24 protein-coding genes, 1 pseudogene and 1 riboswitch are annotated in these 23,611 nt (G+C 48.9%); of the genes and pseudogenes, 3 read left to right on the top strand and 22 right to left on the bottom strand.

Annotation, left to right across the window (positions count from 1 at the left end):
- Nucleotide 1 precedes the first annotated feature (1 nt).
- A pseudogene (locus VFK44_08360) lies at nucleotides 2-526 on the bottom strand (YqeG family HAD IIIA-type phosphatase).
- A gap of 379 nt (nucleotides 527-905) precedes the next feature.
- Between VFK44_08360 and VFK44_08355 the strand changes: the two are divergent.
- The 3 genes from VFK44_08355 to VFK44_08345 all read left to right on the top strand — a co-directional run bounded on the left by VFK44_08355 (nucleotide 906) and on the right by VFK44_08345 (nucleotide 2,947).
- Nucleotides 906-1,043 (top strand): sporulation histidine kinase inhibitor Sda, encoded by a 138-nt coding sequence (locus VFK44_08355; GenBank protein HET7628386.1) that lies wholly within the window; start codon nucleotides 906-908, stop codon nucleotides 1,041-1,043.
- A gap of 102 nt (nucleotides 1,044-1,145) precedes the next feature.
- Nucleotides 1,146-1,601 carry a hypothetical protein gene (locus VFK44_08350; GenBank protein HET7628385.1) on the top strand — a complete coding sequence of 152 codons (456 nt, stop codon included), beginning with the start codon at nucleotides 1,146-1,148 and terminating at the stop codon, nucleotides 1,599-1,601.
- Nucleotides 1,602-1,642: 41 nt separating this feature from the next.
- Entirely contained in the window at nucleotides 1,643-2,947 is a 1,305-nt protein-coding gene (locus VFK44_08345) for an ArsB/NhaD family transporter (protein HET7628384.1), read from the top strand.
- 174 nt (nucleotides 2,948-3,121) lie between these two features.
- Here VFK44_08345 and VFK44_08340 read toward each other — a convergent pair whose 3' ends face one another.
- The 21 genes from VFK44_08340 to VFK44_08240 form a co-directional block, all read right to left on the bottom strand.
- Nucleotides 3,122-4,285, bottom strand: coding sequence for an acyl-CoA dehydrogenase family protein (locus VFK44_08340; GenBank protein HET7628383.1), 1,164 nt, complete (start codon nucleotides 4,283-4,285; stop codon nucleotides 3,122-3,124).
- A 26-nt stretch (nucleotides 4,286-4,311) separates the two neighbouring features.
- Nucleotides 4,312-5,817 carry a sodium:solute symporter family protein gene (locus tag VFK44_08335; protein HET7628382.1) on the bottom strand — a complete coding sequence of 502 codons (1,506 nt, stop codon included), beginning with the start codon at nucleotides 5,815-5,817 and terminating at the stop codon, nucleotides 4,312-4,314.
- 175 nt (nucleotides 5,818-5,992) lie between these two features.
- A complete protein-coding gene (locus VFK44_08330) occupies nucleotides 5,993-7,183 on the bottom strand; it encodes an acetyl-CoA C-acyltransferase (GenBank protein HET7628381.1) in 1,191 nt (396 codons plus the stop codon).
- 10 nt (nucleotides 7,184-7,193) lie between these two features.
- Nucleotides 7,194-7,865 carry a sulfite oxidase-like oxidoreductase gene (locus tag VFK44_08325; GenBank protein HET7628380.1) on the bottom strand — a complete coding sequence of 224 codons (672 nt, stop codon included), beginning with the start codon at nucleotides 7,863-7,865 and terminating at the stop codon, nucleotides 7,194-7,196.
- Nucleotides 7,866-7,944: 79 nt separating this feature from the next.
- A riboswitch (SAM riboswitch) is annotated at nucleotides 7,945-8,050 on the bottom strand.
- 95 nt (nucleotides 8,051-8,145) lie between these two features.
- On the bottom strand, nucleotides 8,146-8,862 hold the full coding sequence (gene sigK, locus VFK44_08320; GenBank protein HET7628379.1) for an RNA polymerase sporulation sigma factor SigK: 717 nt from the start codon (nucleotides 8,860-8,862) through the stop codon (nucleotides 8,146-8,148).
- 67 nt (nucleotides 8,863-8,929) lie between these two features.
- The gene (locus VFK44_08315; GenBank protein ID HET7628378.1) at nucleotides 8,930-9,088 is read right to left on the bottom strand and encodes a hypothetical protein; all 159 of its coding nucleotides are present in this window, start codon (nucleotides 9,086-9,088) and stop codon (nucleotides 8,930-8,932) included.
- Nucleotides 9,089-9,545: 457 nt separating this feature from the next.
- Nucleotides 9,546-9,785, bottom strand: coding sequence for a YrhC family protein (locus VFK44_08310; GenBank protein ID HET7628377.1), 240 nt, complete (start codon nucleotides 9,783-9,785; stop codon nucleotides 9,546-9,548).
- Between the two features lie 122 nt (nucleotides 9,786-9,907).
- Nucleotides 9,908-11,041 (bottom strand): bifunctional cystathionine gamma-lyase/homocysteine desulfhydrase, encoded by a 1,134-nt coding sequence (locus VFK44_08305; protein ID HET7628376.1) that lies wholly within the window; start codon nucleotides 11,039-11,041, stop codon nucleotides 9,908-9,910.
- Nucleotides 11,042-11,043: 2 nt separating this feature from the next.
- Entirely contained in the window at nucleotides 11,044-11,967 is a 924-nt protein-coding gene (locus VFK44_08300) for a cysteine synthase family protein (protein HET7628375.1), read from the bottom strand.
- A gap of 18 nt (nucleotides 11,968-11,985) precedes the next feature.
- Complete coding sequence (locus tag VFK44_08295) at nucleotides 11,986-12,453, bottom strand: S-ribosylhomocysteine lyase (protein HET7628374.1); 468 nt, start codon at nucleotides 12,451-12,453, stop codon at nucleotides 11,986-11,988.
- On the bottom strand, nucleotides 12,446-13,150 hold the full coding sequence (locus VFK44_08290; protein HET7628373.1) for a 5'-methylthioadenosine/adenosylhomocysteine nucleosidase: 705 nt from the start codon (nucleotides 13,148-13,150) through the stop codon (nucleotides 12,446-12,448). Before VFK44_08290 ends, VFK44_08295 begins: the two co-directional genes overlap by 8 nt.
- 26 nt (nucleotides 13,151-13,176) lie before the next feature.
- On the bottom strand, nucleotides 13,177-13,815 hold the full coding sequence (locus VFK44_08285; GenBank protein HET7628372.1) for a class I SAM-dependent methyltransferase: 639 nt from the start codon (nucleotides 13,813-13,815) through the stop codon (nucleotides 13,177-13,179).
- A gap of 161 nt (nucleotides 13,816-13,976) precedes the next feature.
- Complete coding sequence (locus tag VFK44_08280) at nucleotides 13,977-14,693, bottom strand: YrrS family protein (protein HET7628371.1); 717 nt, start codon at nucleotides 14,691-14,693, stop codon at nucleotides 13,977-13,979.
- A 40-nt stretch (nucleotides 14,694-14,733) separates the two neighbouring features.
- Complete coding sequence (locus tag VFK44_08275) at nucleotides 14,734-16,518, bottom strand: penicillin-binding protein 2 (GenBank protein ID HET7628370.1); 1,785 nt, start codon at nucleotides 16,516-16,518, stop codon at nucleotides 14,734-14,736.
- A gap of 98 nt (nucleotides 16,519-16,616) precedes the next feature.
- Nucleotides 16,617-17,093 (bottom strand): transcription elongation factor GreA, encoded by a 477-nt coding sequence (gene greA, locus VFK44_08270; protein HET7628369.1) that lies wholly within the window; start codon nucleotides 17,091-17,093, stop codon nucleotides 16,617-16,619.
- A gap of 118 nt (nucleotides 17,094-17,211) precedes the next feature.
- The gene (mltG, locus tag VFK44_08265) at nucleotides 17,212-18,366 is read right to left on the bottom strand and encodes an endolytic transglycosylase MltG (GenBank protein ID HET7628368.1); all 1,155 of its coding nucleotides are present in this window, start codon (nucleotides 18,364-18,366) and stop codon (nucleotides 17,212-17,214) included.
- A 188-nt stretch (nucleotides 18,367-18,554) separates the two neighbouring features.
- Nucleotides 18,555-18,845, bottom strand: coding sequence for a DUF1292 domain-containing protein (locus VFK44_08260; protein ID HET7628367.1), 291 nt, complete (start codon nucleotides 18,843-18,845; stop codon nucleotides 18,555-18,557).
- Between the two features lie 8 nt (nucleotides 18,846-18,853).
- A complete protein-coding gene (ruvX, locus tag VFK44_08255; GenBank protein ID HET7628366.1) occupies nucleotides 18,854-19,267 on the bottom strand; it encodes a Holliday junction resolvase RuvX in 414 nt (137 codons plus the stop codon).
- On the bottom strand, nucleotides 19,264-19,527 hold the full coding sequence (locus VFK44_08250) for an IreB family regulatory phosphoprotein (protein HET7628365.1): 264 nt from the start codon (nucleotides 19,525-19,527) through the stop codon (nucleotides 19,264-19,266). The genes ruvX and VFK44_08250 overlap by 4 nt, the downstream gene beginning before the upstream one ends.
- Before the next feature lie 65 nt (nucleotides 19,528-19,592).
- Nucleotides 19,593-22,232, bottom strand: a complete 2,640-nt coding sequence (gene alaS / locus VFK44_08245; GenBank protein HET7628364.1) for an alanine--tRNA ligase — start codon at nucleotides 22,230-22,232, stop codon at nucleotides 19,593-19,595.
- Between the two features lie 295 nt (nucleotides 22,233-22,527).
- Nucleotides 22,528-23,607: an AI-2E family transporter gene (locus VFK44_08240; GenBank protein ID HET7628363.1), complete on the bottom strand. Its 1,080-nt coding sequence runs from the start codon at nucleotides 23,605-23,607 to the stop codon at nucleotides 22,528-22,530.
- Between the last annotated feature and the right edge of the window lie 4 nt (nucleotides 23,608-23,611).

Below are 23,611 nucleotides of genomic sequence, written 5' to 3'. Positions count from 1 at the left end.
GCTAGTCCTCCCAAAAGATCATTCCTTTTCTTTTCATCCACTGCAACAAATAATATTCCATTTTTCGGTTGAACTTTGTAAGCCATCCGTCATTCTTTGCAATCGGAACGACGAGAATCGTGTGCACTCCAAGCCGATTGCCGCCTAAAACGTCGGTAAAAAGTTGATCGCCGACAATGACGATTTCATCCCTTTTCAAGTTCATGTCGTTCATCGCCGTTTTGAAAGCCTTCGTCATCGGTTTTCGCGCTCTATAAATAAACGGCAGTTCCACAGGATCGGAAAACCGTCTCACACGTTCTTTCGTATTATTAGATACGACCGTAATAAAAATGCCGCTCTCGCGCATGAATTGAAACCATTTGATCAATTTCGGCGTCGCATCCGGACGGTTCCAACCGACGAGCGTATTGTCGAGATCCGTGATGACGCCTTTTATCCCACGGGATTTCAACTTCTCCGGATCAATCTCAAATATCGATTCCACATGTTCGTTTGGTAGAAACTTTTTAAACAAATGTTTTACACCTCGACGCGCTGTAAGTTTTCTCTTGTTCTGATGTCATCATACCATATCGTCGCAAAAGCGAACAAAACAATCACCTTCCAGCAGACATTCGTCCTAATTTCGAGAAGATTTTCGACAAAAAACGATTGCTTGCGATTTTGTGGATAAATCCATACACATTTTTCACAACGTCCTCACTGGACTCATCGTACTTATAGACAATTTACCAACAAGTTATCCACCATCTCTTGTGGACAACAAGAACGATTGTTCTGTTTCTCGATTTATGCTAATCTTTATTTGCGATTAAACGTTGACTTATCAGTTTATGCATGACTCCATACAGGTATGAATAACCGCTTAAGGAGGTGCGCGCCAGAATGTACTGGCGAATATCATGGAGAATTTATCGGACGAGCTGTTAATCGAATCTTTCTTTAAAGCACAAGAATTGAGTCTCAGTCGCGACTTTATTGCTCTTATAAAAAAAGAAATCAACCGGCGTTCCCTCGACGAGAAGTTGAAATGCTCGTGACGTGCGTGCTGCATGCGGCCGCGCGTCTTTTTTTTGTTTGATTCCCGGCCGGCGAGCCGGTACAATTAAACCAACGCGAAACCATTGGAAAGGGGCGTCACAATGAAAAACGTAGTCATTAATAAAATTGTCAAATATGTATTCACGGAAGGGCAAATGAAAAGCAAGTGGAAAAGCCTTGGAGAAGACCTCGCTTACGACTCATTGACGGAACAACAACTGATGGATTTCGCCAAATCCATTTTGAGCCGTGCCTCGCACAGCGAACTTGAACATTATATGCTTGAGTCCGAATGGCGATCGGAAAAAGAAGCACAAGGAAAAATGATCGCCGAAGACGATTCGGATCCGAACATCCATATTGAATTGATCGACACTTCCGCTGAGAACAATTCGGCAGACATCTTCATCGATCGTATGCAGCAATTAAAATGCGAGCAATGCGGATTTGAATTTTTTATTGAAGATTTGGATGCGGACCTCAACGAACTCCACTGCCCGAAAGACGGAGGAGAAGTCGTGAAAAGCATTAGACAAAAACGAATAAATAAAAATTAACGCCGCCGTTCATCGACGGAAACAGGAGAGGATGAACGTTCATGCACGACGCGACAGTGTTTCAAATCACAGCCACGGTCGTCGTTTTCGTGGTTGCCTACGCGATCATTATTTCCGAAAAAATCAACCGCACGATCATCGCGCTAGCCGGTGCCGCCATCATGTTGTATTTAGGTTCTGTCGAACTTCACAGCGTGTTCACTGAACATATGCAATGGGGAACGATCACTTTGCTTATCGGCATGATGATCCTCGTCGGCATTACGAGCAAAACCGGTGTATTTCAATTTGCAGCCGTAAAAGCCGCAAAATCGGTGAAAGGCGATCCGATGCGCATCTTGATCATCATGTCGTTGCTGACGGCAGTCGGCTCGGCCTTTCTCGACAACGTCACAACCGTACTGCTCATCGTTCCGGTTACGTTTTCGATCACCCGCATTCTCGGAGTCAATCCCGTTCCATTTCTCATATCCGAAGTGTTGTTTTCCAATATCGGAGGGACAGCGACATTGATCGGCGATCCTCCGAACATCATGATCGGCTCGGCCACGAATTTATCATTCAACGACTTTCTTGTGAATTTAACGCCGATCATTATCGTCATCGCGATTGTGACTGTTGCCATTCTTTATTTCATTTATAAAAACCAAATGGTCGTCGATGACGCACAAAAGCAAGAACTGATGAGCTTAAACGAAAAAGACTACATCAAAAACCGCTCGTTGATGATCAAGTCGTTGACCGTGCTCGGGCTTACGATTCTCGGTTTTCTCCTTCATTCGGTAACCGGCATGGAACCTGCTGTCGTCGCCATGAGCGGCGCTACCGCATTAATGTTGATCGGCGTAAAAGACGAGGATTTCGAAGAAATCTTTTACGACGTGGAATGGGGAACGATTTTCTTTTTTGCCGGCTTGTTCACACTCGTCGGCGCGCTTGTTGATGTTGGAATCATTGGTTTCCTTGCCGAACAAGCCCTCGCGCTGACCGGAGGAGATTTGGGAGTCGCATCGATGTTAATCCTTTGGGTTTCCGGCTTTGCCTCGGCAACGATCGACAACATTCCATACGTGGCAACGATGATCCCGCTCATTCAAGAAATGGTTCATTCGATGGGATTGTCGCAGGCGAATGCCGAAGTGATGTGGTGGTCGTTGGCACTCGGCGCATGCCTCGGAGGCAACGGTACGTTAATCGGTGCTTCCGCCAATGTTGTCGTCGCCGGCATGGCTTCCAAAGAAGGCAACGGATTTACTTACATCGATTTTCTTAAGATCGGCGCTCCGCTTACACTCGTCGCCCTCGTTCTATCAAGCGGATATATTTACGTCAGATATTTACTGTAAAAGACAGCGAGGAGAGACCTCAGGCGGTCTCCCTCGCAGATTCAAAGTCTACGCCGATTATACCCTTCAAGCAGCCGATAAAAAGAAAAAACGCATGGGAACCATTCCTATGCGTTTTTTTACATTGACAATTGATCTGTTCATTTTGCACCCCTAAAATGGAACTTCGGCTTTTTATTCCTGTTCGAAGGCTCGTTTGGCAAGAACCGCGACCACCGAATCATCCATCGGCGGATTATGGAGCCCGGCTCTCACGTCGCGGTAATATTGCTGCAATGGATTGCTTCGTGTTAAACTTCTCGCTCCCGTAATGCGCATCGCCAGGTCGACGACGCGATTTGCGCAGTTCGTCACGATATGCTTTACCGCTCCGAGTTCCGGACCCATTTCTTTTCGTTTCTCACGTTCACCGACCCACCGTCTTGCCGCAGCATGGAGAATCTCTCTTGCCTTATACAACTCCAGTTCCATTTCACCGGTTTTTCGTTGGACCTCGGGAACCTCTTTAATCGGCCCCGGAAGGCTGTTCGGTCGGTATTGTTTGGCAAAGGCGACCGCATAATCACGAGCTGCTGCGGCAATCCCCAAGTAGCAAGCAGGAATATGCAGCAACCACGCCTTCGGGTAAGTATAATTCGTTTGATCGCCTTCCTCTTCTACCAATGCGGAAGTTTCTGCGCGGACATCGTTCAAGACAAGGTCATCGCTTCGCGTCCCCCGCATCGAAATCGTATCCCAGCTTTTTTCAATTTCTACGCCCGGCAACTTGTGATCAATCAAAAAGATACCTTTGCGGGACGTGTTTTCGATTCTCGCCGTGACGAGGCTGTAATCGAGCGCCTCTGCCATCGAAGTGAATGACTTTCGACCCGATACCAACCAATGTTCCCCTTTTCTCACCGCGGTCGTTTGCGGCATGCCGCCTCTGGTCGGGCTTCCCGTCGCCGGCTCCGTCGCCGCTCGGTTGATCAAGACTTGTTCTTCTACGACTTTCAGACACAATGAGCGAAAAACTTTTTCATCCCAGGGACGATTTTCCGACAATTCCAACAAACTTCCCAAGTGCCAACCTAAAGACAATGCCGTCGCCGCGTCACCTTTCGCCAATTGTTCTTGCAACATGACGAATTCGTATAAGTTTAATCCTTCGCCCCCATACTCCGCAGGTACCGTTAAGGACAAAAAACCCGCCGTTTTCAAATCGGAGAAATTATCAAAGGGAAACCGACCTTCCCGATCGATGTCCGCCGAGCGTTCGGCGAACAAATCCGCCAATTGTTCCGCCTTTTGCATCCATTTTCCTAAATTTTCAGCTATTGTTTGCGTCAAGTTCGGCATGACTTGGTCACCTCCTGTTCCGACTGTTAGACGGATTTTTTCAATAAAAAGATTTGTTTTTGCCTTTCGTCCTGTGCAAATAGCAGCCCGGCACCGACCATCACCGCAAACCCTGCAGCAGAGCTTGCAAACATGGCCAGATAAATGTTGTCGATGATCGCAGAGGAAGTGAATCCAACATATAACGACGTTCCGGTGATCACTGAAGCGATCGCGCCAATGGAATTGGATCTGTTCCATAAATAACCTAACGTAATCGGTGCGAAGATCCCGCTGATGATCGCCGAAAAGCTGAATTGAATTAAAAGCGACAACGACTCAGGTCGCTGCAGTGAAAAATACAACGTCAGAAAACCGACAACGAACAAAGAACCTTTCGCGACTTTCACCGATCGGTCGTCATAAACCGGATCATTCCATGCCCTCTTCGAAATCGAAGCAGCTATGGTGCGGTATAGATCGTTGCCAATGCTGGATATGATACCGAGATATAAACTGTCCGTACTCGACAAGACTGCCGAAATAATGCCGACGATAAAAAATGCGGCAACCACCGGAGGGAATGCTTCAAACAAATAGGCGGGAATCGCCTGGTCCGCGTTTTCCAACGCCGGAAAAACGACGCGGGCAGCCAAACCGCCGATAACTGTTAACGTGGACACCAAACATAGAAATACTCCGGACGAAATCGTGAACGGGCGCAATTGTTCTTCCGTTTCCAGTGATAAAATTTTATTAAGCAAATGCGGCATGAGCACGAATCCAAACAGCAAAAATTGAACGGCGGCAATTGCTAGAGCACTGTTGTACGGACCAACGGAGGCAATCGGAGCGGTTAAGCCGGGATCGATCGACGCTAGTTTGTCGTTCAACGTACCGAATACGTGGAATCCGCCTCCGATCGTCCACAACAAGGACAACAAAATAAAAACGGAAGTGACGGCCATCATGATCCCTTGCAACCCGTCGGTAATCAATTGTGCGTAGGCGCCGCCCAAACCGATGTAGAGGATCGTGATCACCACGGCAATGATGATTCCCCAAACATACGGAATGCCGATGACCGTGCCAAAGATCGTGGCCAATCCAACGTTTTGTCCGACGATATAATAAACGTTAAACAACACGAGCAACGAAACGAGCACTTGCAAAGTTTTGCTGTTGTATCTTTTGCCGAGCCATTCGGGCAATGTTGATACGCGTCCGAATTGTTTTCCGTAGCGCCAGAACGTTTTCGCGAATAACAACAAACCGATCCATGAAACGCCGAAACAGCCTAACGTATACCAAAGCACCGAAGTCCCGTATTGATAGGCAAGTCCCGGGATTCCGATAAACAAATTGGCACTAGCGTACGTTGCCGCGAAACTGGCACCTACGATCCACGGATGAACGCTTCCCCTTGCGGTTGCGAATCCGTTCATCGATTTGCTGAAACGAACCCCTTTTCGCCCGATCCACGTGACGAGCAAAAAGTAAGCCACGAGCAAAAATACGATGACCCATAAAACCGTACCTGACAAAACTTCCATTAGCTTCGCCCTCCTTTTTCGCTCGGATACAAGGTGTTCCATAAGATCAATCCGAAAATCCAAAACAGGGCAATACATGCAAAATAAGTAACAAACATCGTTTCTCCCACTCCTTTAATTTAGCTATTTATTTCTACTTGAAGATCCTTTCGAAAGCGAAAGTTCCTCAAGCGATTCACCAGTTGGACGGCACTTCGATCAATACGGCCGTTCCTTGCCCGCCTCCGCCGCATAACGAGGCAATTCCTTTTCCCCCGCCCCTGCGTTTCAACTCGTGAGCGAGCGTCAGAAGCAAGCGGAAGCCGGTCCCCGCGAGCGGATGACCGATCGCGATCGCACCGCCGTTCACATTGACTTTGTCGTTTTGCAAACCAAGTTCACGGATGCTGGCGATCACGACACTCGCAAAAGCTTCATTGATTTCGAATAAATCAATGTCCTCGATACGCATCCGCTTTAAATCAAGCAATTTCCGGATCACGTGCGCCGGTTTTAAATGCAGGCTCGCATCTGGACCGGCAACTTCCGCCCAACCCAGAATGCGCGCTAGCGGCTCTTTGCCGATTCGATGTGCTGTGACTTCGGAGGCAATGATCCCGGCACTCGCCCCATCGCTCATTTGCGACGCGTTTCCCGCTGTGATCGTCCCGTCTTTTGAGAAAGCAGGACGTAAACCGGCCAACTTGCCTAAAGAACTATCGTGCCGGATCCCTTCATCTTTCGTGAACCGTTGGGCGCCGTGATGGATTGGTGCAATCTCCTTGCTTAACTTTCCGTTCCTTTCGGCTTCCGATGCTCTTGCTTGCGATCGTTGCGCGTAAGCATCTTGCGCTTCACGGTCAATTCGTAATTCACGATTTTTACGATCCGACAATACGCCCATTGAATCGTTGGTCAAAGCGCAGCGAAGACCATCATGAAAGAGCGTGTCCGTCATTTCGACAGCTCCGAAGCCAAGTTCATGTCGGAATGGTGCCGTGTAAGGCGCATTCGTCATCGAATCGAACCCGCCGGTAATGAAAAGTTCGCCCTCCCCTGTAACAATGCGTCTCGACGCATCGGCTGCCGAAGCGAGCCCGCCGAGGCAAACATTATTGAGCGTGATCGCCGGCGTCGAAAGGGAGACGCCGGCTTCCGCCGCCACCTGTCTTGCCGGATTTTGTCCTTGCCCGGCCTGGATCACTTCCGCAAGAATGACGCCGTCCGCCTGTTTTGCTTCCGGCACGGATTTAAGCAATTCTTGGACGACATGCGTTCCCAATTCCTTTGCCGACAAATCGGCCAAATTCCCCTTCCATTTTCCAAACGGCGTTCGCCATCCCGTTACGATCACCGGACTCATAGCCATCGATCCTTTCGTAGTCATCCAAGAATGGTTACTCGTCATACTCTTTTTCTTTCCAGCCGTCTTCCGGCATCTCCAATTCTTCATCGGAAAATCTTTGTTCCCGAAACGGGTCGCCATAATGATGAAAACCGTTTCTTTCCCAATACCCGTTACGATCTTCGTTCACGAATTCAAAACCGCGCAGCCACTTGGCACTTTTCCAAAAATACAGATGCGGAACGATTAACCGGAGCGGAAAACCGTGTTTTTCCGTTAATGGATGGCCGTTATAAGAATGAGCAAGCAATACGTTGTCATTTAACAAATCCTCAAGCGGCACATTCGTTTCATAGTCATAATCTCCATGCACAATGACATGCGTAGCTTCGGGACGAACCGCAAAGGATTCCATAAACGTTCGGAAAGGAATGCCTTCAAAAACGTTGTCGAATTTGGACCACCGCGTCACGCAATGAATATCGCAAGTGATTTTCCGTTGCGGCATCGCCAAGAGATCGTTGAAACGAAACCGTCTAGGTTGTTCCACCGCCCCAAACACTTGTAAATCCCACTTGTCAATCGGATCATATACAGGAACGTCGCCGACGTGAAGAATCGGAAATCTCTCCGTCAAGACTTGGCCGGGTGGGAGCCGGTTCCCGTGTTCGGAAGTGCGGGGAGGAAGTTTTGCCCTTTTAATGCGTTCAGCTTTTGTTGACATGCATGGGTGCTCCTTTCGAATTTCTCAACATGAAAAAAACCTCTTTCGAAAGAAAGAGGTTGAAAGATCGAATCTCCACCTCTTATCTTTCAGGCAAAACATGCCTGTTGGATGTAGCACCGTACCTAATAGGTCGGTTGCCGGGCTTCATCGGGCCAATTCCCTCCACCTGCTCGTGATAAGAGTTCAAACAATTTGAAGTTGTAAATTATTCTTGATTATAGGCAAGACGCGACGTTTTGTCAAACCATTTTCAAAAAAAAATCCCCCGCGGCTGCTGTCAATCCGCCTTTCGCTTGGGCTCGCGATTTTTATAAAACTCATGGAACAGCTTCAGCAATGCCCGTTTTTCAATGCGAGAAACGTAACTGCGCGAAATTTGCAATTCCTTTGCAATTTCCCGCTGTGTCCGTTCTTTATGGCTGTCGAGGCCGAATCGAGCAACGACCACTTGGCGCTCGCGTTCGTCGAGAATGTGAATAAATTCGTAAATTTTCCGCTTTTCCATGTTCAGTTGAATAAGTTCCACGATGTCGTCGTTATCCGCTTTTAAAACGTCAATCAACGTGATTTCATTGCCTTCTTTGTCTTGACCAATCGGGTCTTGCAGCGACACGTCTTTTTTCGTCTTTTTCATCGCGCGCAAATGCATCAAAATCTCATTTTCGATACAACGGGCCGCATATGTCGCCAATTTCGTCCCTTTCCCGCGTGAATAACTTTCAATCCCTTTGATCAAGCCGATCGTTCCGATGGATATGAGATCTTCCGTATCTTCGCCCGTATTCTCGAATTTCTTAACGATGTGAGCGACCAAACGCAAATTATGTTCGATTAAAATGTTCCTCGCTTCCTCGTCTCCTTCTTCCAACCTTCTTAAATACTTTTTCTCTTCCTCATTCGAAAGCGGCTGCGGAAATGCGTTGTTTTTTACGTAAGACACAAAAACCATCACTTCTTTGAAAAAGTAAGCGATGGCTGTGATCATGCCAGTCACGACCTCACCTCCGTTAATCATCCCTATGTGGGCGGAAGCTCGGTCGTGTCTGTACCTTTATTTTTTTCTACAAAAATAAATTCATTCGGTCGTGCTTGCTTCGCACTTCGTCCAAGACGCGGCGAATCGTTTCTTTTTGTTCGTATCGTTGTTGCGGCGAGGTTTTCAATTCCCTTTTCCGTACGCTAACCGACAACGTCACAAACAATAACGGAATTTTTAACAATTCGGATGCCTCCTTTCCGTTCGATACCCTTTCACGTCAAACCTGTCTCCACTTTGAGCCAAAAAAGCACCGTTTTCTTATACATTTCTAGAAAACCTCCTTCTTATTGAATGTTTTATTAAAAATACCGTAAGTGGAATCCACCTACGGCATCTTTAAACAATGAATTTGTTACGGCTTCAAAAGCCGGTTTCGATAAAAAAAATACCCCAGGCCGACCAGGCCAGGGACGTCATCACGTCAAACAAAATCGATTAGGAACGATATGCTTTCGCCTCAGGCCGAGCCGTTATGCAACTATGAAATTTCGGAACAAACCATGTATCAATAAGGGCTTTCATTTCACTCGACCTCCTTTGATTTTTTTGAAGAACACTGTGAATTATACGTGGAATTCATGATCTTGTAAATTCTTTTTTTTCAAAAATAAACAAAACAGGCACCTCAAAAGTGCCTGCTACATCGTTTCTTTGTCTATTTGATGCTTTAATTTCAAAACTTTGCGATGAAACCACAAGCCTGCCAAAATAAACGCGAACGCCGCCAAACTCAACAGAATTTGGTCGCGCCCGGTTTTCCCCGGAAAAGGAAGGACAGACCCCAACTCCATGAAAGCACTCAAAAACAACAACGTGAAAGCAAAATGCGTGTAATCAGTCATTTTATTACGAACCTTGGAGATTTTCTGATCCTCCATAAGTCACCTCCGTTCTCCTTCCCTATCAGTTTACCATGATTGGAACGAGCATCGAGATGGTAACTTACGTCAACGAAAGCAAATCCCGGCGCCGCTGCCGGGATTTGCTTTCCAAACGGCACTTAAGCGAGTGCCTGCTGCAAGTCTTCCAATAAATCTTCGACGTCTTCAAGCCCGACAGATACGCGAATCAATCCTTCCGTCACGCCAAGCTCATCCCTGCGATCCTTCGGAATCGAGGCATGTGTCATTTGCGCGGGGACGGAAATGAGGCTTTCCACCGCACCAAGACTCTCAGCCAACGTGAAATAGTTCACTTTCGAAAGGATTTCGGCAGCCTTCTCCTTGCTGCCGACGTCAAAGGAAATCATCGCGCCAAAGCCGCTCCCTTGCCGCTTCGCGACGTCATGGCCCGGATGCGTTTCAAGACCGGGATAATAAATTTTCTCCACTTGCTCATGCCGGAGAAGAAAATCAACGATTTTCGCCGCATTTTTCTCATGCTCTTCCATGCGGAGCGCAAGCGTCTTGATGCCTCTCATGAGCAGCCACGAGTCTTGCGGTCCGAGGACGCCGCCAGTAGAATTTTGTATAAAATACAGTTCTTCGGCAAGCTCCTTCGAATTGACGACAACAGCACCGGCTACGACATCGCTGTGGCCGCCGAGATACTTCGTCGCGCTGTGGATGACGATGTCAGCTCCGTGATTGATCGGATTTTGCCAATACGGGGTATTGAAAGTGTTATCGACGATCAACAACAAATCGTGAGCTTTCGCTATTTCGGAAGCTCTCCGCAAATCCGTGATCTTTAACAACGGATTCGTCGGCGTTTCGACGTAAACAGCCTTTGTATTTTCTTGAATCGCCTGTTCAATGTTTTCCGGCCGACTCGTATCAACGAACACAGAATCAATGCCGAGGCGGTTCAACACCTTCGTCATCACACGATACGTTCCACCATACACGTCATCAGTCATTACGATGTGATCCCCGCTGTTAAACAGTGTCATGACCGCCGTGATCGCCGCCATCCCGGAAGCGAACGCCAACCCTGCTTCGCCGTGTTCAAGATCCTTGATCAATTCTTCCAACGCATGACGCGTCGGATTTCCGCTGCGGGAATATTCGTAACCGCGATGTTTCCCCGGAGCGTCTTCTTCGAACGTGCTTACTTGATAAATCGGGACGGACACCGCGCCTGTCTGTTCATCTCCATTGATCCCTCCGTGAATCATTTGCGTTTTTTTGCGCAAACTCACTCCACTCCTTCGTAAATCTTTTTGCTCAAATATCGTTCGCTCGAATCGGCGAAAATGGTTACGATCGTTGTCTTTCCGCGCGCCTTAGAAGCTTCCAGTAACGATGCTTCCAATGCCGCTCCAGACGAACTCCCGGCAAGAATGCCGACTTGTTCCGCCAACTCGCGAACTCGTTGAAAGGCCCGTTGGTCCGTGATCGTATGAATTTCATCAAAATACGAACGGTCCATATAGTCAGGCAAAAACTCCATGCCGATTCCTTCCGTTTTGTGAGGTCCCGGCTCACCGCCTTTAATGACGGATCCTTCCGGCTCGACAATGACCGTTTTCACCTTCGGGTTTTTCTCTTTCAAATATTTCGCCGTACCCATAAACGTGCCGCCCGTTCCCGCTCCTGCAACAAAAACGTCGAGGGTCCCATCCGTCTGCCGCCAGATTTCCGGACCTAACGTCTTGTAGTACGTCTCAGGATTCGCCGGGTTTCCGAATTGCTCTGGATAATACGCACCCGGAATCTCAGAAACGAGTGCCTTCGCCTTGCGAATCGCGCCGCGCATCCCTTCCTGGGTCGGCGTATGAACAATTTCGGCACCGAGCGCCTGCATTAACATTTGTTTTTCAACACTGAATTGTTCGGGCACGCAAAAAATGACGCGAAATCCGCGGTTGACGGCCGCAAGCGCCAAACCGATGCCGGTGTTTCCCGCCGTAGGCTCAACAATCGTACCGCCTTCTTGCAGTTTGCCGGTGCGAAGCGCTTCTTCCAACAATTCCATCCCGAGACGGTCTTTGATACTGCCGCCGGGATTGAAAGACTCCAACTTCGCGAACAGGCGAACGCCTTCCGGCATCGGAAACTGCGAAATTTCCAAAAGCGGCGTATTGCCGATCAATTCATGAACGTTCCGGTAATATTCCATGTTCTCGACCTCTTTGTTTTATTCGGCAAAGACTTCTTGCCACTCATCTTTTTTGGCAAGCATCTTTCTAGCAATCTCCTTAGCCCCTTCAAGACTGTGATTTTCCGCCCAACCGCATTGCACGGGGTTGCAAGCCGGCACCTCATCCGCTTTGAGCACGTCGTTCAGTGTTTTTTCAATCGCTTCCACCGTTTCTTCGTAATTGTCATTGTTGAGGATGGAAAAGTAAAATCCCGTTTGACAACCCATCGGGCCGATATCAAGAACGTTATCGATATGATTGCGAATGTTTTCCGCCATTAAATGTTCGATGGAATGCAGCCCCGGCATATCCATGTGTTCTTTGTTCGGCTGGCAGAAACGAATATCGTATTTGTACACTTTGTCCCCGTGGTGACCTTCAGTTACACCGACAAGTCTTACATACGGAGCTTTTACTTTCGTATGATCGAGGTTGAAACTTTCAACATTCATTTTTTCAGGCATGAACTTTCAACTCCTTAAGCATGTTTTGAATGACCGCATTCGAATGACGAGCAGCCGTCGGTAAAAATTGTTCGAAAGACACGTTCGATTCTTTTCCGGCAATATCGGACAAGGAACGAATGACCACGAAAGGCACGTCAAAGCGCGAACACGTATGTGCAATCGCCGCCGCTTCCATCTCGGCGGCCAACAACCGCTTGAACTTGCTGTTGACGAAATCGACGCGTGCCTGATCGTTCATGAATGAATCACCGGAGACGATCAGCCCTTTTTCGACACGGACATTCGGAATTTTCTGAGCAGCCGTCACAGCTGTTTCGATTAATTCGCGATCCGCTGTGAAGGAAGCGGTCATTCCCGGCACTTGACCGTATTCATAGCCGAAAATAGTCGCATCAACATCATGGTAACGAACTTCCGTAGAAATCACAATATCACCGACTTTTAACTCTTCATGGAAGCCCCCAGCAGATCCCGTGTTAATAAGGAGCTGCGGTTCAAATTTTTGAATGAGCATCGTCGTTGCGATCGCGGCGTTCACCTTGCCGATGCCTGATTTGACGACGACGACCGGTTTGCCTTGCAGTTCTCCTTTTATAAATAAACAACCTCCAGCCGTTTGTTCCGTATAATCGCCAATGGCTGTTTTCAAGCCTTCGATTTCTTCGTCCATCGCTCCAATGATGCCAATCGTCATCCGAAGGTCCTCCCTTTATCCACCCGTTACTTTTTCTCGGCTTCCATTAACGAAACGTAGCGGTTCAACCGAGTGAACTGCACAGCAAAACCGCTCGCCGTAAAGATCTCCTCCAAAGCTTGACGGAACGTATAATATTCCGTTTGCAAATCGTGCAGCAAGCGGAGGTAGTTTTGTTGCTTCACTCGTTCAAAAAGCGCCAATTTCGCATTTTCGTTATCGAAAACCGTATCCGCAAATACAATTTTACCACCTTTCGGCAACTGCTTTCCATAACGACGGACAGCCGTCTGTTTCTCGCTGTCGGTTAAATGATGAAAGGCATACGTGCTGACGATCGTGTCAATCGGTTCATCCAGTGCGGGATAATGAAGAAAGTCCCCGTCGAAAAGCTTCAAGCCCGGCAACCGATTCTGTGCTTTCTTCCTCATCATTGGGGACGGCTCGATCCCGATGACCCGGTGTCCTGCCTTAAGCAATTTTTCCGTTAAATTCCCGGTTCCGACACCGAATTCGAGCACCGTTCCTTCCGCGCAGCGCACAACCTCCGCCAAAATTTCATCATAGTGCTCGAACACCTCGTGATATTCATTTTCCCGACTGGACACTGTCTCATCATAGCTTTCTGCCCACTCATCGAACAACTCGACAAACTCGCGCCCCATAAGCAAAATCCACCCCAATCGTCGATTTATTTCCGACTATTTTACCCTGTTTTATTGGTATTGTAGTTCCAAACGTAGCACATACGCATCGTCTTTTCAATCGATAAAACTTACCTGTGAGAAAAAAGAAAAAGCGGGATCCCAAAGGAATTCCCGCCTGCTCAATCAGAATTTTTCTTTTCCTCGTACCAAGCCTTCGGATTTTCGACGTTCATCGTTTCTACGTTCGTCGGTTTCCAGCCTTTTTCGTCGACCCATTCGATGTGGACGACGTAAAACTTATGAGGCTCGTTCTCTGAAGCTATGTAAGCAACCGTCTTTCCCGGTCCCCCGTCCGGTTCGATCCACCATAAAGTCGAACCGTCTTCCGATAGGCCGGTCGCATAGTATACGGCTTGTAACTGTTCATTCCAGTCTTGGGAGCCGCGTTCATAAGACGTTTGATGTTCGCCTTTCTGCTCCGTTCCAACAGGCTCCCACGGTCCTTCCGGACCCGCTTCGCCTGCTTCGCCTTCCTCTGCCGACCCGCTCAATTCATCCTCCGTATTTTCATTTCCAGCGTTCTGCGAATCGTCCCCAGTCTCGTCCGTTATTCCGCTGTCGCCATTTCGTTCGTTATCGTCTTGCTCATTGTCATCGTCGTTGACGGCCGCCGTATTTTCGTCTTGTCCGCCATTGTCCGTATTCGACGACTTCGTTGCCTCACCGGACGCAGCTGACTGTTGTTGATCCGGCTGTCCGCCTCCGAAAAAGATCGAATAACCGACAATCGCGATCAAAATGACGACAATGGCTATCATTGCGTTGAGCAGCCGATTTTGTTTTCTTTTTTGGCTTCGAGACAAATGACGCGATCGTCCCGGTTCAAAATCTCGCATGACACCCCTCCTCGCCCACTGCCTATTTTTCATTATTGTATCATTTAAAAGTGTTCGGGGAAACGATTGTTTTTGCGACCTTCTTCTGGTCGTACAAAAAAAGCTGCTTGACGATTTGCGAATAAATCTCGTACGTTTTAACCTGACCCGGTGTTCGATGCAAATCTACTACGACAAGCACATATCTTGGGTTATCCGCCGGAAAATAACCGGCGAACCATTGGTTGTTGACGTCACTGTTCTTACCGCCCGTTTGCGCAGTACCCGATTTCCCAGCGACCGTATACGGCAAGCGGCTCAACCGATGGCCGGTTCCTTCGGTCACGACTTTCCTCATCAAGCTCTGCAAACGCATCGCCGCAAAGGAAGAAATCGTATCCCCAGGCAGCAATTGATATTCAAAGTGTGCCAGCGGTGTGCCGTTTTTATATAAAATTTCTGTTGCCGCTCTCACTTGGGCTTTCTCGCCCCCGCGAGCGATTGTCGCCACCGCGTTTGCCGCCGCCAGCGGAGAGATGCGCACATTCAGTTGACCGATTGCCGTCTGAGCGACCGACTTCGGATTTTGTTTGTACGATTCGTCTTCCCAAATTTGGCCGGGTACTTCGTTCGGGAAATGTTGAAGGTGTTCGACTCGGTAGACCGTACCTCTCCAACCGACGGGGCCGAGCATCCCGAGCCGTTTGGCGTACGTTTCGATGTAATTCGGATGTTCATCGGCGATTTCCGTTGCTAATTGACCGAATACCCGATTGCAGCTTTCAGCGAACCCTTCGGCAAACGTCAATTGGCCAAGTTTCCTTTCTGGATTCGGACCGCCGTACAAGTTGGTATCGCAATTAAACTGTCGATCTGGATCAATCGCACCCGTTTCGATGGCGGCAGCGGCGGTAACGATTTTGAAAACGGATCCCGGGATTTGCGGCAAAATCATGTAATTTTTCGCCCCGCGATCATACGGGTGGTGCGGATCGAATTTCGGCCGGCTCACCATGGCGAGCAATGTATTCGTTCGGGCATCGAGCAGGACGGCACCGCCTTTTTCGAGTCCGGCTTCATCGACGGCCTGTTGAACGATCATCTGCAAGTGTTTATCCAACGTAGTTTTCACGCTTAATGGATAATAAGGACTTCCGGGACCGGTAAAGCGAACTTGAAGACCGAACAACGGTGATCCGTTAGCCTCCGTATGATAAATAAGTTTGGAAGTGCCCCTTGAGACGAGAAACGGATCGAAAGCTTCCTCGAGTCCGCTGATACCGATTTTCGTCGTCGGTTCGATGACACCTGACCGCAGCTTTTCTGGATATCTTTCCTTGACGAGTTTGCTGTTTTCAGCGACAAGACCAAGAATGTGTTCTGCGAAAGGGTCAAATTCCTGCGATTGCACAGTTTCGGCGTAAACACCGGGAATGTGCAGCATGCGAACGGCTGAAACTTGTTGTTTCGTGAGGGATTGCGGCAATGCGAAAGGCACTTGTGCTGCTTTCACTTTTTCAAGCAGGTTCTCGGCGGGAACACCCACGATTTCCGCGACTTTTTTGTACGGCCAATGCGTTTCTTTCAAAAACGGGAACAAAATTAACGCCTTCCTCCGCTCGTCCCTCATCGGGCGGCCGTGACGATCCAGCAACACTCCGCGTCCATCATTTAATTTGAACCCTTCCGTTCGCTGCCTAACGGCGGCTTTCAGCAAATTGATGTTTTCCGAGGAAAACGATTGCGTTGCAATGAGTTGAATGTAAGCGAGTCTTGATATAAGGATTAAAAAGACGACAAAGAAGGCAAGGCCGACCTGGAAAGTTCTTTTCTTGTTCACCCCCATCACCTCACCCCCATTTTTGACGGTGCGGCTCTACTTTAGTCCCTTTTTCGGCAAAAAAAATCAGGTTTCCCGATTCGGAAAACCTGAAATCCTACACTTTAATGAACTTCGATGATCTTCACGCTCATGTCGCCGCCCGGAGTGGGAACGATGACTTCGTCACCGACGCTGTGTCCCAACAAGCTTTTCGCGATCGGCGAATCATTCGATATTTTCCCTTCGAAAGGATCGGATTCCGCGCTGCCGACGATCTGATACTGCTCTTGTTCGCCGTCCGGCAATTCTTGAAATTTAACGACTTTTCCAATCGACACGACATTCGGCGCCGCGTCATTCTCCTCTATGATTTCCGAATGGCGCAGCATTTCTTCAAGCTGCGCGATCCGCGATTCGACGAAGGCCTGTTCATCTTTCGCTGCGTCGTACTCGGAGTTCTCCGAAAGATCCCCGAAACTACGCGCCGTCTTAATTCGCTCGACGACCTCTTTTCTCTTTACGGTCTTTAACATTTGCAGCTCTTCTTCGAGTTTCTTCTTACCTTCCACCGTCATATAATGCTTCTTTACTTCAACCAATGTTTTCACTCCTTAACGATAAAATCCGAGCCCTTCGGGCCATTGTAACAAATGTGCACCAGTTCCGCATCTCCCAATCGTTGTTGTGTATGATTGTATGTCGATATCGGAAAATCGATTATTGTTTTTTCTCCTGTTTTTGCAAATATTCTTCCCATTCTTTTTCGTATTTGTGTTTCGCCTGCAAAAATTTCTCATACGTTTTCGCAAACACGATGTCTCCGTTCGGACGGGCATAAAAATACAGGTAATCCGTATTTTCAGGATTCACCGCGGCCGCGATTGAGCTTTTGCTCGGGTTGCAAATCGGCCCGATTGGCAATCCCTTGTATTTGTATGTGTTGTAAGGTGAATCGACTTTCAACTCTTTCTCCGAAATTTGCACGCGATGTTCATGCACCGCATAATCGACCGTCGGATTGCTTTGCAGCGGCATATCTTTTTTCAACCGGTTGTGGAAAACGCTCGATACTTTGCCGCGCGTCTCCTTTTTCGGCGCTTCTTCCTCAATAATCGATGCCAGGGTCAAAACTTGATGCACACTCATCTTACTTTTCGCGATTTGTCCGTCGAATTCCTGCAACACTTGAGAGGTTTTATCGAGCATCTTGTCGATGATCGTCTCCATTGTCGGTTCATCTTCTGTAAACGAATAAGTCGCCGGGAACAAGTACCCTTCCAGCGGATAATGGATACCTTTCTTTAAAATGACGTCTTTCAAGAAAGGATAGTCTTTCATGTACGTTTCCTTAATATACGTACGGTCTTTCATTTTGTTTAAAAACTGTTTTTTGCTGATGTTTGTTTTTTTCGCCACGATTTCGGCAACTTGTTCCATCCACAATCCTTCGGGGATGGTCATTTTGAAAGCGACTGCTTTTTTAATTTTGCCTTCCTTAAGCTGGTCAATGATCTCATCAATCGTCATTGACGGCGAGAGTTGATACGTACCTGCCTGAAAACCGCTTTCATTCTTATATTTCACGTAATAACGAAACACGAGAGCGCTGTTGATGACTCCTTCTTTCTCCAACGTTCGCGCAATGTCTTCCACCGAGGAACCGTAATCGATCCCGACTTCCACTTGCTCATCGCTGCCCGGTTGGACCGGCTGCAGTGCATTGTGGACGTAATAATAACCGCCTCCAGCTGCTGCCAGCAGAAGTACGGCAATGACGACCGTGACGATGAAAACAATTTTTCTCACAAGTCGATTTTCCTTCGCGCGTTGTTCAATGGTATAAGAAGCTCCTTCGATATTCCCCTCTGGCAAGATGAAAACCCCTCTTTCCTCGTCGATCACAATCGATTCTTTCTAGTTCAACCATTCCATTCATCTTATCCATTATACTACTACATTCCGACAAAGAAAACTGACCGGCCGACAAACTTTGCGTCTCTGGAACGGCGAGTCCAACATCCAAAAGAAAAGAGCCCTTCGTCCAGGCTCCCTCGGTCGTTCTATCCGTTTTCTTCGGAAAAAGTGTTCAACATTTCCTCAACGATGTCCCATTCTTCATCGCTCTCAATGGGATAAAAAGAAATGTCGCGTCCTTCATCTTCGCCTTCTTCATAGCGAAAAGCGAATACTTCCACTTCCTCGTCCTCATCGTCCTTTGTTCCGCCTTCTACCGGCACGAGAACCATGTAAGATATTCCCGTTGTTTCGACCGTAAAATGAAACAATTCTTCAAAAAGATGCTCTTCTCCCTCATGTTCAATTACAAACCGATCCTTTTCCTGTTCCGGCACGATCGCCATCACCTCCGATCCAAATAACCTTGCAAGATCAAGGCAGCTGCCATCTTGTCAACGACCTTTTTCCGTTTTTTTCTGCTCAAATCCGCATCGATCAATACTTTTTCCGCCGCCATCGTCGTCATCCGTTCATCCCAAAGATGAACCGGAAGGCCGAAACGCTCCTCGACATGTCCGGCAAAAGTCTTGCAGGCTTCGCCTCTCGGCCCGATCGACCCGTCCATGTTTTTCGGAAGGCCGACAACGATCGCCTCCGGCTCGTATTGTTCGATGAAGGCTTGCAAGCGGTCAAATCCCGATGTTTCGTCATACGGATTTCGGCGAATCGTATCCAAGCCTTGCGCCGTCCAGCCCATCTCATCGCTGACAGCCACGCCGATCGTTTTCGTTCCTACGTCCAAACCAATGATTCTCATTCGCGCTCTTCTCTATGCAGCGACAAATACGATTGAACGAGTTCTTCAATGAGCTCGTCCCGTTCCAGTTTCCGGATCAATGTTCTCGCGTCCTTGTGACGCGGAATGTAGGCGGGATCTCCGGACAGCAAATAACCGACGATTTGGTTGATCGGGTTGTAGCCTTTTTCCTCAAGCGCCTCGTAAACCGACAACAAAACTTTGTTTGCACTGTTGTCATCCGAACCTTCATGAAAATTAAATTTCATCGTTTTATCCATTTTTGCTCAACCCCTATTATCCGCAAGATATGGCCTTTTATCCGATTTTACACGAAACGGCCTTGTTAGGAAACGGATTTCACCCAATCATAGACGGAACGCAACGCTTCATCCAATTTACTCGGATCTTTGCCGCCCGCTTGCGCCATATCCGGACGTCCGCCTCCGCCGCCGCCGCAACGGCTCGCCGTTTCCTTGATCAACTTGCCTGCATGGTATCCTTTTTCGGTCAAATCCTTCGTGACGCCAGCCGTCAAATTGACTTTCCCGCCGTTCACGGCTCCAAGCACAACGATACCTGAACCGATATTCGATTTCAACTCGTCGACCATCGTCCGCATCTGATTCATATCGGCGACATCCACTTTCTTGGCGATCACACGTATCCCGTCAATTTCTTTTGCGTCTGCTGCAAACTTCGTCGCCTCCAGGTGGCCGAGTTTTGCCGCCAACGACTCGTTCTCTCTTTCAAGATCACGAATCTGCTCGCGCAACGCTTCGATTCTCTCCGGGACTTTCGCCGCCGATGTGCGCAACAGACGGGCGGATTCGCGCAACATCTGGTTTCGCTCATTCATGTAGTCATACGCGGCTTTTCCTGTCACCGCCTCGATTCTTCTCGTCCCGGCTCCGATCCCGGTTTCCATCGTAATCTTGAACAATCCGATATCCGCCGTGTTGCGAACGTGACATCCCCCGCATAGCTCAATGCTGTAATCGCCGGCTTTGACAATCCTTACGACATCCCCGTATTTTTCCCCGAACAACGCCATGGCACCCATCGCTTTCGCTTCTTCGAGCGGCTTCTGCATCGTATCCACGGGCAAACGGTCCCATATTTTTTCATTGACGACGGCCTCAATTTGATCGAGCTCCTCCTCGCTCACTTGGCGGTAATGGGAGAAGTCGAAACGGAGACGGTCCGGGGCGACAAGCGAACCCGCCTGATTCGCTTCAGAACCAATCACATCTTTCAACGCTTGATGCAGCAAGTGGGTAGCCGTATGATTTTTCGTTATCGCCGCCCGCTCGCGCTTGTTGACTGAAGCCTTCACCAACGTGCCCTCGCGTAACACGCCTTTCGAAACTTTCACGCGGTGCAAGTGCTGACCGTTCGGCGCTTTTTGCACGTCTTGCACCGTCAACAGCACATCGTCTCCCGCTATCGTTCCTTGATCGGCCACTTCACCGCCGCTCTCCGCATAAAACGGCGTCCGATCCAGCATCAGCTGCACTTCTGAACCTTCCTCGGCCGCTTCGACCCGCTCACCGTTTCGCACAATGACCGTCACCGTCGCATCGGTTTCCAACTGGTCGTAACCGACAAATTCGCTTTTCACATGAACATCGGCAAGCACGCCGCCTTGCACTTGCATCGATTCGCCGACGTCACGCGCCGAACGCGCCCGCTGCCGCTGCGCTTCCAGCTCGGCATCAAACCCTTCACGGTCAACCTGAACACCTTCGTCTCCCGCATATTCCTCCGTCAGCTCAAACGGGAATCCGTAAGTGTCGTACAGCTTGAAAGCTTCTTGTCCCGACAAACGGTTGCTGCCTTCCGCACGATGCCGCTCGATCATGTCTTTCAATATCGACAAGCCTTCGTTAATCGTCGCGTGGAAACGCTCCTCTTCCTTCTCGATCACTTTTGCAATGTAGGAAGCCTTTTCTTTCACTTCCGGATAAAAGTCGACCATAATTTCGGCGACCGTGGAAACCAATTCATGCATGAACGGGCGGTCAAGACCAAGCGTCTTGCCGAAACGGACCGCGCGCCTCAGCAGCCTGCGCAACACGTAACCTCTTCCTTCATTCGAAGGAAGCGCACCGTCGGAAATGGCAAATGCCACCGTTCGGATATGGTCCGCAATCACTTTAAAAGCGGTATCCATTTCTTGAGTTTCTCCGTACCGGACGCCAGACAGCTTTTCGGTTTTGCGAATGATCGGCAAAAACAAATCCGTGTCGAAATTCGTGCGCCCTTCTTGAATGACCGAAACCATGCGCTCAAGCCCCATGCCGGTATCAATATTTTTCTTCGGAAGCGGCGTATAGCTCCCGTCTTGGTTATGATTGTATTGAGAAAACACGAGGTTCCAAACTTCCAAGTACCGTTCGTTTTCCCCGCCCGGATAAAGTTCAGGATCGTTCGGATCGTCCCCGTACGCCGGACCGCGGTCGTAAAAGATTTCCGAGTTCGGACCGCACGGTCCTTCCCCGATGTCCCAGAAGTTTTCCTCGTCGAGCTTAATGATCCGTTCCTTCGGAAGGCCGACGTTTTCGTGCCAAAGGTTAAACGCTTCGTCATCATCGACGTGTACAGTAACAGACAACAGTGCCGGATCAAACCCGATCCATTTTTCGTCGGTTAAGAACTCCCATGCCCACTCAATTGCTTCTTTCTTAAAATAATCGCCGATCGAAAAGTTCCCGAGCATTTCGAAGAACGTATGGTGGCGCGCCGTCTTGCCGACATTTTCAATATCATTCGTCCGAATCGCCTTTTGTGCGTTCACGATGCGGGGATTTGCCGGGACCTCCCGGCCGTCGAAATACTTTTTCAGCGTTGCGACGCCGCTGTTGATCCACAGCAACGACGGGTCATTGACAGGAACAAGCGAAGCACTCGGCTCCACACGATGTCCTTTTTCCTTAAAAAAATCGAGAAACCTTTGACGCACTTGCGCCGATGTCAGTTGTTTCATCTTCGTGCCTCCTCTTGTTTGCATGCTCAAATAAAAAAAACGCCCCTTCGAAAAGGGACGAGATTATTCACGCGGTACCACCCTGATTACAGACAAGATCGTCTGTCGGCTTTCGGCGGTTAACGGCCGCTCCGTCGGGGATTAACCCGCTCTCCAGACTGGCGTTTCCGTCGTCGTCATCCGGGGCTTCTTCCAGCCAAGGAATCCCCTCTCTGGCGGATGCGGTGCAACGTACTTTCGGTCTGTCATCGATTTGCGAAGATGGATTCTGTCGATCATTATAAGCAATATGATGTCACTTGTCAACGGATGCGGACAACTCCCCGCGTTGATAATGGACCCATACGACACGCAATACCGCAAACAACGGCACGGCCAACAACATGCCGAGCAACCCGCCGATTTCGCCCCCGAGAAAGAGGGCAAACAAGATGACAGCCGGATGCAAATGCAAGCTTTTCCCGACGATGAACGGAGAAAGCAGGCTGCCTTCGACGACATGTAAAACGAGAATAAGGCCGGCTGTGAACAATACCATTTTCCAAGAGATTGTGGCAGCGACGAGAAGCGTTGGAATCGCGCCGAGAATCGGGCCGAAATACGGGATGATGTCGGTAATGCCAATAAGAACGCCAAGGAGGACGGCATAAGGAATACCGATGAGCCATAAGGCACCGGCGGCGATGCCGGCGAGAACGGCGCAAACGAAAAGCTGGCCGCGAATGTAGCCGCCAAGCGATTCGTCAAGATCGTGTGCTAAACGTTTCCCGCGCCGGTGATAACGGGAAGGAACGACGGAAACGAGCAGCTTTTTCATGCCTGGATAATCGTTCAAAAAATAAAACACAAGCACGGGGACGGCGAGAATTGTGAAAATCGACTGCGCGAGTCGTTTCAAAATACCGATGATTCGTTGGATGACGCGTTTGACGTAGTCTTCCGCAGCCTGCAGCATGCCGCGAAAATGATCATGCACGGTTTCCGGGAAATCCGAGGTTTGATGATAAAATTCGTTGATCAACTGCCGGTACATGCTCTCATATTGCGGGATCTGACGGCCGAATGCGTAAAGTTGGTCGATGACGTATGGAACGCCTTTGACGAGTCCATAGCCGAGCGCGCCGAAAAACCCGACGTAGATGAGCAAGATCGCAAGCGGTCTCGGAACGTTGTTGGCGTTGAGCCTGTTGACGATCGGCAAAAGCAAATATGTTACGAAAGCGGCAATCGCGAACGGAGTCAGCACCGTCCATAACATGTCAAGCAACGGCTTCCAAAGGGGCGCCAACTTAATGAAGATGTAACAGCATAAGAAGACGAGAACGACGACGGAAAGCCGAATTAACCACTCGATGCCCGTTCCTCTGTTTTTCAATGCC

The sequence above is a fragment of the Bacillales bacterium genome, assembly GCA_035700025.1.
In the GTDB taxonomy this organism is placed as follows: Bacteria; Bacillota; Bacilli; order Bacillales; family DASSOY01; genus DASSOY01.
The sequence above is the reverse complement of the archived record's forward strand: the minus strand, read 5'-3'. Positions and strand labels throughout refer to the sequence as shown.

Excerpts from the sequence above, each read along its gene's own strand:
- VFK44_08355 (HET7628386.1), top strand. The coding sequence starts at position 906 with ATGGAGAATTTATCGGACGAGCTGTTAATCGAATCTTTCTTTAAAGCA.
- VFK44_08350 (HET7628385.1), top strand. The coding sequence starts at position 1,146 with ATGAAAAACGTAGTCATTAATAAAATTGTCAAATATGTATTCACGGAA.
- VFK44_08345 (HET7628384.1), top strand. The coding sequence starts at position 1,643 with ATGCACGACGCGACAGTGTTTCAAATCACAGCCACGGTCGTCGTTTTC.
- VFK44_08340 (HET7628383.1), bottom strand. The coding sequence starts at position 4,285 with ATGCCGAACTTGACGCAAACAATAGCTGAAAATTTAGGAAAATGGATG.
- VFK44_08335 (HET7628382.1), bottom strand. The coding sequence starts at position 5,817 with ATGGAAGTTTTGTCAGGTACGGTTTTATGGGTCATCGTATTTTTGCTC.
- VFK44_08330 (HET7628381.1), bottom strand. The coding sequence starts at position 7,183 with ATGACTACGAAAGGATCGATGGCTATGAGTCCGGTGATCGTAACGGGA.
- VFK44_08325 (HET7628380.1), bottom strand. The coding sequence starts at position 7,865 with ATGTCAACAAAAGCTGAACGCATTAAAAGGGCAAAACTTCCTCCCCGC.
- VFK44_08310 (HET7628377.1), bottom strand. The coding sequence starts at position 9,785 with ATGGAGGATCAGAAAATCTCCAAGGTTCGTAATAAAATGACTGATTAC.
- VFK44_08300 (HET7628375.1), bottom strand. The coding sequence starts at position 11,967 with ATGGAATATTACCGGAACGTTCATGAATTGATCGGCAATACGCCGCTT.
- VFK44_08295 (HET7628374.1), bottom strand. The coding sequence starts at position 12,453 with ATGCCTGAAAAAATGAATGTTGAAAGTTTCAACCTCGATCATACGAAA.
- VFK44_08290 (HET7628373.1), bottom strand. The coding sequence starts at position 13,150 with ATGACGATTGGCATCATTGGAGCGATGGACGAAGAAATCGAAGGCTTG.
- VFK44_08285 (HET7628372.1), bottom strand. The coding sequence starts at position 13,815 with ATGGGGCGCGAGTTTGTCGAGTTGTTCGATGAGTGGGCAGAAAGCTAT.
- VFK44_08280 (HET7628371.1), bottom strand. The coding sequence starts at position 14,693 with ATGCGAGATTTTGAACCGGGACGATCGCGTCATTTGTCTCGAAGCCAA.
- VFK44_08275 (HET7628370.1), bottom strand. The coding sequence starts at position 16,518 with ATGGGGGTGAACAAGAAAAGAACTTTCCAGGTCGGCCTTGCCTTCTTT.
- ruvX (HET7628366.1), bottom strand. The coding sequence starts at position 19,267 with ATGAGAATCATTGGTTTGGACGTAGGAACGAAAACGATCGGCGTGGCT.
- VFK44_08250 (HET7628365.1), bottom strand. The coding sequence starts at position 19,527 with ATGGATAAAACGATGAAATTTAATTTTCATGAAGGTTCGGATGACAAC.
- alaS (HET7628364.1), bottom strand. The coding sequence starts at position 22,232 with ATGAAACAACTGACATCGGCGCAAGTGCGTCAAAGGTTTCTCGATTTT.